The following is a 9,380-nucleotide window of genomic DNA, read 5'->3' as shown; positions in this document are numbered from 1 at the left end:
GGGGGCGAATGGATGAAAAAGACCTTTTCAGGTCTAATATTTTGGGGGCGAATGAATGAAACCGTGTCAATGGATAGCCAAACCGGCAAAGATCATTGGAACGAGTGAATGAAATAAATTTTCGGGGGCGAATGGATGAAAAAAAGTTGGCAGGAAGATTTCGGATTAACCGAATATGTGAAACCCTGCCTTCAGTATTATTTGGTCCAAAGACCCAGTTGGGTTGTCCCCCCCAACTTTTAATGTGACTTTCGAATAGGGGTTAATGGAATCGATGAATCAAAGGTAAGCCCACCCGCCCCATGCAGGAAATACATTACACCAATCCTCTTTTTCAAGGGACGGATAGCATGATTACAGGTATTTTTAGGAAACAGTGATCCATAATGAAGCGGTATAATTGTCCGCTTCATCAGTCGTAGTAAGGGAATAATTGTTTTTATAGGTGGCATCCAGCCTTCTCTTAATGTTATCCATACCTATACCGTTGGACAATTCTTTAGGCCCCCTTTTCTTCCTGTTATGGGTAGAGAAGTAAATCGTACCGTCCTCTTCCGACACTTTTAACTGCATCACCAATGGATGCTGGTCATTATTCAGCTCTCCGTGTTTAAAAGCATTTTCTACCAACGTAATAATTACCAAAGGAATAATCCGAATGTCACTCATATCGCCACTGATGTCAAAAATGACCTGTAACCGGTTACTAAACCGGAGCTGGTTGATTTTGATCACATTCTGTACATGCTCTATTTCTCTGGACAAGGGTACGGTATCCACATCTGCCTCACCGGTATGCATAGAATAGCGCATGATTTCACAGAGGGTCAGTATGCCTTCCGACAATTCTTCGCTCACCATGATAGATTTGGCATAAAAGAGGTTCAGGGTATTATGCAAAAAATGGGGATTGATCTGTGCCCGCAAAAAGGCATATTCCGATTTAAGCCGGTCGGCTTCTATCCTTGCCTTTTCCTGTTCCATAACACGTAGTCGCTTTTCTTTGCTGACCGACTCCATACCGAAGTAATAACCAAAAGAGAAAAAACCATAAATCAGGTATACCCACAATGTATCCAGTAATAATTCGGAGAAGACATAGGGCGGAACAGTACCCGGTGGTTCGAAAGGTCTGATCAGGGTACCGAATGCAAAGTATAAAAATGCAGCAGAGAAAAACACGAACAACTCACCTGCTACCAGCAATGCATATTTTTTTGTGCTCAAAAATTTTCGGAGGATGATATAGTTTCCATAAAAAATATACACCACCGGCAACTCTGTAAATACAAAGTCGAGCAGGTCGAAAGTATACTTAGTCAATAAAATTTTTCGGGCTAATCCAATGAATATATAAATAGACCAAGCTAAAATGTGTAAGGCTATTAATCTAGAGTAGGCCCGGGTTTTCTTAAACGATTCCATTATTCCTATAAGATATACAAATTAATCAGCGATGTTCTACTACATACTGTACCCAATCTGTAGTATTTGCTGGAATTTCAACGTTTGGGGCAATGCCAATATTGTCAATAACTTCCGCAGGCATGCGTAGTGTGCGGGAGCTGGGTACGCCAAAGGCAAATAATGTACAGGGCATCATATACGGCACTACATCAGAGTAATCTACTACACCGGCAGTATGTGTGCCGAACAGTTTTACCTTTTTACTCTGGCGTGCTTTTAATACAAACATCTCTGTACTGCTGCCTACATTATGATTGATGAGTAGCGATACTTTTTTGGGGTAAGGGAATACCTGATCCATAGTCGTGGTATCATTATTCCATAACTGATATTCCCTACCTATGTGCGCTTTTAATGCAGCTGCTTCTTTTTTGAAAACGGCTTTCATACTATCACTTACATTTGGATAATCCGTCACTTCGTACAGGTTATGGATATTCTCTTCTGTAGCCAGTACCATGGCTCCTTCTGTAATGATAGGATTTGTATATAAGTAGGGTAATACGTTGTCGAATACAAGTGTGGATCCGCCCCTGTTTTCCCTCACATCGATGATGAAATGACTTGTCTTACTCAGCAGATCTTTGTGCAGTACAAGTAAGCTATCGACAATGCCTTTGTATTCAAGCCGTGCACTGGGTATGGTGAGTAAGCAGGTTTGATCATTGAGTATTTTGAAAGATGGATCCAACGAAATTTTAACAGGGTTTTTTCTGGGGAAGTAGGTATCAAGCATAGGATGTTTTCCGCCACGATTTACAATCACCATTAAATGTTTATCCTGGAAAAAGGTGGTCCATTTTTGTAAGATGGAAAAGCATACAGGCATAGAAGCTGTATCTGATACTTTTATTAAACTATCAGTAAATGCCTGGTATTGTTTTTTATTGGCAGTCGTGACTTTGTCCGGAAAGCCAATATAGTTCCGGGCTACTTTATCAATCAGGTATTGCAGACTTGATTTACAGGCGCACTCCTGTGCGGTGGCCGGGAATAGATAGCCGCTTAAAATAATGGTTAATAAGAGTCGTGTCATCATAAATGGTCAACATTGCTTGAGGATGTATCAAAGTTAAATGATCCGCCTGAGAATCGCTTAATGAACTACACGTTTCCTTCAGGTACCCGAATAAAAACAGGCTGTATCGTAATTGATGATACAGCCTGAAAGTGTGAAAAGGTTTAAAAAACTGCAACGTCAATAACCGTCGTTACCTGTGTAAAATCACACACCGGGTGTGTAGATTGACCTGGGCCATCGACGAGAATAGGAAATAAATGTTGCACGTTGAGTTTTGAAATTGTTACTTTTTCCAATTTCAGTTTTCTTGATTTTTTGAGGGCAAGGGTTGTTGTTGTCTTCATGAATAGGATTTTATGGTTATACCTGGTTAATATGCTTATGAAGTTATCACAACGGGTTACGCTCATCAATTATTATACACGGATATTGGCATTAAAAGTATAGATGTTGCTTATTCTCCAATGAATGATGCAGGTCGTTTTTGAATGAATGCAGACGCACCTTCCTGCATATCTTTCGTAGCAAAACAGGCTCCGAATTCATTGATTTCCAGCTCATAGCCATCTACATCTTTGTCCAATGCACCGTTTGCACATTTAATAACTCTGGCAATTGCAAGCGGTGCTTTCGCATGTATTTTTGCTAGTATTTCTTTTGTTTTTGTGAGTAATTCTTCTGGTGCTACTACGTGGTTCACGAGTCCCCATGTTAGTGCATCCTGAGCATTGATCATATCGGCAGTCATCATCAATTCCATTGCTTTGCCTTTGCCAATGAGAGCGGTGAGACGTTGTGTACCACCATAACCTGGAATGATACCGAGGTTCACTTCTGGCTGACCAAATTTTGCATTGGTAGCAGCGATACGAAAGTGGCAGGCCATGGCCAATTCACATCCACCACCCAGTGCAAATCCATTGACGGCAGCAATAATAGGCTTCGGACAATCTTCGATACGCTTAAAGATCATGTGACCTTTGTTGGCTAGTTCGATACCTTGTTGTGGGGAGAGACGTAGAAATTCGGCAATATCTGCGCCGGCTACAAATGCTTTTTCGCCAGTACCAGTGATGACCGCACTTTTTATTTCTCTGTCTTTGTATACTTCATCAATAGCAAGGGCCAGTTCTGCCATGACTTGTTGGTTCAGGGCATTCATCTTGTCCGGGCGGTTGATGTAGATAAATAATGTATCGTTTTCTAAGGTGGTATTAATCGTCTGGTACATGGTTTTTCTGTTTGGATATGTAATGTAAGATTTTTTTGCGGGCGATCACTGATACAATATTAACATGTAATTTATTAAAAATATATCACCTATACTCACAAAAAAATCCTCCTCTATCATTTACAGATAAGGATTTCATATTTTTTACTCACGAAATATGGTTTGAGTATACAAGCAGCGAACTAGCATCGAACTAGCGTCGAACAAGCGACGGCGAAGCACCGAACACGTGAAAATACTATCAGGTTAATTCAACATTTTCCCAAAACGATTGAGCTGAGTTGGCCATGTATCTCCAAAACTGTAGGTCAGGGTTACGAAGAACATTTTGGACTCCATATTGCGATAGGGGTAGGTGGTTACACCTGCTACGGTTTCTTTAAAGTCCTTGTTGAAGAAGTTATTAGGATAGTACTGTACTTTCAGGCCTATACCCGGGTAGAAGCGGAAGCCCGCGAACAGTGAAGGCATGAGTAGTGGCGTACGGTCACTGAACCATTCATTGAATTTCTTCGCCTTATCTCCATTTATAAATTGCTTTTCCTTATAATTAAACGCCAGATCGTACTGGCCACCCAGGAAGAAAAAGAAATTCTGCCCTCTTACATCACCTATTTTAAGTCCCAAAGGCACGCCCAGGGTATATACACGGCGTTTTAGCTTTGTACCGTTCTCTTTGGTGATGATCCCTATATTTTTAAGATCGACACCAGAATAGATTCCCAGCCACTTAGTAAAGTCATAATTATAATTACGGCCTACATTAAAGAACAGGGTAAAACGTGGAGCGGTGTTGACATGTGCGCCATCCATCTTTACATTGCCAAAAGAGAGGATGGGCCCATCTCCACCATTGGTAGCATAAACATGCTGACGGAGTTTCTTTTGTTCGGTCGTATCCTGGGCGAACAGGGCGAACTGGCACAGGCAGCATAACAGGGTAAACAGGCATGTCTTTATGTTCATGTATTACTTCTTTTCTAAAAAAGACGACCAGGTCGCTAAAAGGTTACAGAAATGCTAGAAATTTCTATGTGTAGCCACCCATTCATTGATATAGCTGGCAATATCTTCCGTACGGGCACCTGGAGGGAATAATTTGCCTACACCGATATCATGCAGGGTATGCATATCAGTTTCAGGAATGATTCCCCCACCTGTCAGCAGCACATCGTCCATCCCTTTTTCTTTCATGATGGCCATAATACGGGGGAAAACGGTCATGTGAGCACCCGAGAGAATACTGACACCGATAGCGTCTACGTCTTCCTGAAGGGCGGCGCTGACCACCATTTCAGGAGTTTGGCGAAGGCCGGTGTAGATCACCTCCATGCCGGCGTCGCGCAGGGCTGCGGCGATTACTTTAGCGCCACGGTCATGGCCATCGAGGCCGACTTTGGCCACGAGTACCCGGATGGGGCGTTGAGAGGGGTTGACCATTATATTGGTAGTTTTTCGTTTTTCCGTGAATTTATTTCCTAAATGTACGATTCTCTGAAAAAGAGAAAAATGATGGTATCTTTTTTCTTCATGATGGTTTTCATAACCTGTTCCTCTTTAAGCCCTCTTTTACCCCTCATTTCTCCGAATAACGGATAAATAGACAGTGTCTGCGGTCGGCTTGGCAGATTTTGTTACATTTGTCCTCCGAAATAATTTAAACCTTATGAGCGAAGAAAGGTCCTTGAACTTCCTTGAACAAATCATCGAAGAGGATATTGCTAACGGAGTCAATGACGGAAGGGTACTGACCCGTTTCCCTCCTGAACCCAATGGTTACCTGCACATCGGGCATGCGAAAAGCATCTGCCTGAACTTTGGACTGGCAAAGAAATACAACGGCCAGACCAATCTTCGGTTCGACGATACCAATCCGGTAACCGAAGACACCGAATATGTGGAGTCTATTAAAGCCGACATCCAATGGTTGGGCTTCCAATGGGCGCAGGAACTCTATGCATCTGATTATTTCGACCAGATATACAACTTCGCTGTACAACTGATCAAAAAAGGGTTGGCTTATGTGGACGATTCTACTCCTGAGGAGATCGCCGCATCAAAAGGTACCCCTACCCAGATTGGTACACCTACTCCTTACCGTAGCCGTAGCATCGACGAGAACCTGGATCTCTTTGAGCGCATGAAGAATGGTGAATTTAAGGATGGTGAAAAAGTACTGCGTGCAAAGATAGATACTGAACAATTTGAGGAAGGCTCTCCTGAGCGTTCCAATATGCATATGCGTGACCCGCTGATGTACCGCATCAAGCATGCACATCACCACCGTACCGGCGACAAATGGTGTATTTACCCTATGTACGACTTTGCCCATGGACAGAGCGATAGCATTGAAGGTATCACCCATTCTGTATGTACTTTGGAATTCATTCCTCACCGTGCATTGTACAACTGGTTCATTGCACAGCTGGGTATTTTCCCTTCTCATCAGTATGAGTTTGCCAGGTTGAACCTGACTTACACTGTGATGAGTAAACGTAAGCTGCTGCAGCTGGTAAATGAGAAACATGTGAGTGGTTGGGATGACCCCCGTATGCCGACTATCAGTGGTCTGCGCAGAAGAGGTTTTACGCCTGCCAGTATCCGTGAGTTCTGCGAAAGGATCGGGGTACAGAAGCGTGAGAACGTTATTGACGTGAGTCTGCTGGAGTTCCTGGTTCGTGATGAGCTGAACAAAACTGCGAATCGTGTGATGGCGGTATTAGATCCTGTGAAACTGGTGATCACTGACTACCCGGATGATCAGGTAGAAGAAATGCCGGCGGATAACAATCCGGAAGATCCGGAATCTGGTTCCCGTAAATTGCCTTTCAGCAAGACCTTGTATATCGAAAGAGAAGACTTTATGGAGGAGCCTCCTAAGAAGTTCTTCCGTCTGGGACCTGGTCTGGTAGTGCGTTTAAAGAATGCTTATATCATCAAAGGCGAAAGCTTTGATAAGGATGAGAATGGCAATATTACGACTATCTATGCAACTCACTTCCCTGAGAGCAAGAGTGGTGGCGATAACAGTGGTATGACGGTGAAAGGTACCATTCACTGGGTGAGTGCAGCGCATGCAAAGACGGCAGAAGTAAGATTGTATGATCGTCTGTTCAATACACCGGATCCGGGTAATGAAGAGGGTGATTTCAAATCTTATATCAATCCGGATTCATTGACTGTGATTCCGAATGCTTTGATAGAACCGGGATTGGTGAATGCGAAGCCGGGTGATAAGTTGCAATTTTTGAGAAAGGGGTATTTTACAGTGGATACTGATAGTACTGCTGAGAAGATGGTTTTCAATAGAACGGTCACGTTGAAAGATACCTGGGCTAAAGAAACCAAGAAATAAGTAGCATATTTTGATCTTAAATAAAAACGAGGTTGTATCAAGCATACAACCTCGTTTTTTTTATAAGGCTATTTTATTCGTTAATAGCTTTCAGACCATTCATGATCCTTTGAATAGTTTCGTGCTTACCCAATGTGGCAGCGATATTGAATACAGGAGGACCAAACTTGCCACCCGTCAGCATAATACGGAAAGGCAATTGCAGTTCACCCATTTTAATATTCATAGAAGTCGCCAGTGTTTTGAAGCTTTCTTCCAGACTTGTCAGCGAGAAATCGGACAAAGTTTCCAGTATAGAAGCCCATTCCATAAAGAACTGTGTCTTATCTGCATTCCACTTAGGTTTCACCGCAGTAACATCCCAGCTTTCAGGCACCTCGAAGAAGAAGAAACCATGTTGCCAGATGTCGTTGACAAAGTCACAACGATCTTTTACCAGACCAGCGATGGTCGCTACGTATTCAGGTGATGCAGTGACGCCTTTTTCTTTCAATACAGGTGCAAACAGTGCAGCCAGTTTGTCATTATCAGCATTCAGCAGGTACTGGTGATTGAACCACTTTGCTTTTTCGTAATCGAATTTAGCACCTGACTTGCTGACGCGATCCAGGGAGAAACGGGCAATCAGTTCATCCATAGAGAAGATCTCCTGACCGGTACCATCATTCCAACCCAGCATAGCCAGCATGTTTACAAATGCTTCTGGCAGGAAACCATTTTCGCGGAAGCCCTTGGTCACCTCGCCGGTTTTAGGATCTGTCCAGTTCATAGCATACACAGGAAAACCGAGTCTGTCACCATCACGCTTAGACAATTTACCATTGCCATCAGGTTTCAGGATCAGCGGCAGGTGTGCCCATTGTGGCATCTGTGCTTCCCAGCCCAGGTATTTCCACAGCAAGAGGTGAACGGGTGCGGAAGGCAGCCATTCTTCGCCACGGAAAGCATGGGTGATCTTCATGAGATAGTCATCTACTACTACAGCGAGGTGGTAAGTAGGCATGCCATCGGCTTTCAGCAATACTTTGTCATCGACAGTACTGGTATTAAACTGAACATGACCACGAATCAGGTCGGTAAAGCTCACTTCTTCGTTATCCGGCATTTTGATACGGATCACGTGGCGGGTGCCATTTTTCAGCAGTTCTGCTGTTTCGGCTTCAGACAAAGAAATAGAGTTCTTCATCTGCGCGCGGGCAGCATGATTATATTGTGGCGATGGATTCTCTTCGGTTTTGAGACGGGTGCGCATCTCTTCCAACTCTTCTGGCGTGTCAAAAGCATAGTAAGCATAACCGGCTTTCACCAGTTGTTCCGCGTATTCACGGTACATGGGCTTACGTTCGCTCTGGCGGTAAGGGGCATAAGGGCCACCAACCAGCGGGCTTTCATCAGCAATCAGGCCACACCATTTCAGGCATTCCATGATATATTCCTCTGCACCGGGAACATAACGGGTCTGGTCAGTGTCTTCAATACGGAGCACAAATTCACCATTGTGCTGTTTTGCAAATAAGTAATTGAATAAGACCGTGCGTACACCACCCAGGTGTAATCCGCCGGTAGGACTGGGCGCAAATCGTACCCGAACTTTCTGTTGTTGCATGGGGCAAAGGTAAATGGAAATACGAAATACGCTTCATTTTGTACTACCTTTAAAATTAAATCCGAACCCATCCATGTTTTATCTGACCAAGACGCCGGCTATCCTGAAAGCCATCTATAAGAGTTGCACCTGGAGCCTATCTCCTGCACGGCCAGTGGTATACCTGACATTTGATGATGGTCCGCATCCGACTGCGACTCCTTTTATACTGGATTTGTTGAAGAAATACAATGCGAAAGGCACGTTCTTTTGTATTGGGAAGAATGTGGTGGAGTATCCGGAAATTTATCAGCGGATATTGGAGGAGGGGCATACGACGGGGAATCATACCCATAATCATGTGAATGGGTGGAAAACGGGGACAGATAAGTATGTGGAGAATGTGATGGAGGCGCGGAAGTTTATCAATTCTACTTTATTCAGACCACCTTATGGGCGGATTACGCCATTTCAGATAAAGCAGATTAAAAATTTGATACCGGGGGCACAGATCGTGATGTGGGATGTATTGAGTGCGGATTTTGACACGGAGATAAATGGAGAGGCGTGTGTGCAGAATGTGGTGTTTAAGTCAAAACCGGGGTCGATAATAGTGTTTCATGATAGTACGAAGGCATGGGAGCGGTTGGAGTATGCATTGCCGAGGGTGATGGAGTATTTTAAGAAGAAGGGGATGGAGATGGAGGCGGTGCCGGTTTAG

9 protein-coding genes are annotated in these 9,380 nt (G+C 43.7%); 2 read left to right on the top strand and 7 right to left on the bottom strand.

Going from position 1 to position 9,380, the window contains the following annotated elements:
- Positions 1-366 precede the first annotated feature (366 nt).
- The 6 genes from BW716_RS09475 to BW716_RS09455 form a co-directional block, all read right to left on the bottom strand.
- Positions 367-1,323, bottom strand: coding sequence for a sensor histidine kinase (locus BW716_RS09475; RefSeq protein ID WP_179091060.1), 957 nt, complete (start codon positions 1,321-1,323; stop codon positions 367-369).
- Positions 1,324-1,450: 127 nt separating this feature from the next.
- The gene (locus BW716_RS09470; protein ID WP_083722292.1) at positions 1,451-2,506 is read right to left on the bottom strand and encodes a S41 family peptidase; all 1,056 of its coding nucleotides are present in this window, start codon (positions 2,504-2,506) and stop codon (positions 1,451-1,453) included.
- A 143-nt stretch (positions 2,507-2,649) separates the two neighbouring features.
- Positions 2,650-2,832 (bottom strand): hypothetical protein, encoded by a 183-nt coding sequence (locus tag BW716_RS36085; protein ID WP_143708803.1) that lies wholly within the window; start codon positions 2,830-2,832, stop codon positions 2,650-2,652.
- Between the two features lie 110 nt (positions 2,833-2,942).
- Positions 2,943-3,719, bottom strand: a complete 777-nt coding sequence (locus BW716_RS09465; RefSeq protein ID WP_083722291.1) for an enoyl-CoA hydratase/isomerase family protein — start codon at positions 3,717-3,719, stop codon at positions 2,943-2,945.
- A 246-nt stretch (positions 3,720-3,965) separates the two neighbouring features.
- Positions 3,966-4,685, bottom strand: coding sequence for an outer membrane beta-barrel protein (locus tag BW716_RS09460; protein ID WP_083722290.1), 720 nt, complete (start codon positions 4,683-4,685; stop codon positions 3,966-3,968).
- Between the two features lie 54 nt (positions 4,686-4,739).
- Complete coding sequence (locus BW716_RS09455) at positions 4,740-5,159, bottom strand: cobalamin B12-binding domain-containing protein (RefSeq protein WP_083722289.1); 420 nt, start codon at positions 5,157-5,159, stop codon at positions 4,740-4,742.
- Between the two features lie 226 nt (positions 5,160-5,385).
- Between BW716_RS09455 and BW716_RS09450 the strand changes: the two genes are divergently transcribed.
- The gene (locus BW716_RS09450; protein WP_083722288.1) at positions 5,386-7,074 is read left to right on the top strand and encodes a glutamine--tRNA ligase/YqeY domain fusion protein; all 1,689 of its coding nucleotides are present in this window, start codon (positions 5,386-5,388) and stop codon (positions 7,072-7,074) included.
- 73 nt (positions 7,075-7,147) lie between these two features.
- Here the strand turns inward: BW716_RS09450 and gltX are convergent, their stop codons facing one another.
- A complete protein-coding gene (gene gltX / locus BW716_RS09445) occupies positions 7,148-8,680 on the bottom strand; it encodes a glutamate--tRNA ligase (RefSeq protein ID WP_083722287.1) in 1,533 nt (510 codons plus the stop codon).
- Positions 8,681-8,753: 73 nt separating this feature from the next.
- Between gltX and BW716_RS09440 the strand changes: the two genes are divergently transcribed.
- Complete coding sequence (locus BW716_RS09440) at positions 8,754-9,380, top strand: polysaccharide deacetylase family protein (RefSeq protein WP_083722286.1); 627 nt, start codon at positions 8,754-8,756, stop codon at positions 9,378-9,380.

The sequence above is a fragment of the [Flexibacter] sp. ATCC 35208 genome (assembly GCF_001975825.1).
Taxonomy (GTDB): Bacteria; Bacteroidota; Bacteroidia; order Chitinophagales; family Chitinophagaceae; genus Chitinophaga.
Note: the sequence above shows the minus strand (reverse complement) of the source record. Positions and strands in the feature narration are given on the sequence as shown.

Coding starts and splice junctions, on each gene's coding strand:
- BW716_RS09470 (WP_083722292.1), bottom strand. CDS start 2,506: ATGATGACACGACTCTTATTAACCATTATTTTAAGCGGCTATCTATTC.
- BW716_RS36085 (WP_143708803.1), bottom strand. CDS start 2,832: ATGAAGACAACAACAACCCTTGCCCTCAAAAAATCAAGAAAACTGAAA.
- BW716_RS09465 (WP_083722291.1), bottom strand. CDS start 3,719: ATGTACCAGACGATTAATACCACCTTAGAAAACGATACATTATTTATC.
- BW716_RS09460 (WP_083722290.1), bottom strand. CDS start 4,685: ATGAACATAAAGACATGCCTGTTTACCCTGTTATGCTGCCTGTGCCAG.
- BW716_RS09455 (WP_083722289.1), bottom strand. CDS start 5,159: ATGGTCAACCCCTCTCAACGCCCCATCCGGGTACTCGTGGCCAAAGTC.
- BW716_RS09450 (WP_083722288.1), top strand. CDS start 5,386: ATGAGCGAAGAAAGGTCCTTGAACTTCCTTGAACAAATCATCGAAGAG.
- gltX (WP_083722287.1), bottom strand. CDS start 8,680: ATGCAACAACAGAAAGTTCGGGTACGATTTGCGCCCAGTCCTACCGGC.
- BW716_RS09440 (WP_083722286.1), top strand. CDS start 8,754: ATGTTTTATCTGACCAAGACGCCGGCTATCCTGAAAGCCATCTATAAG.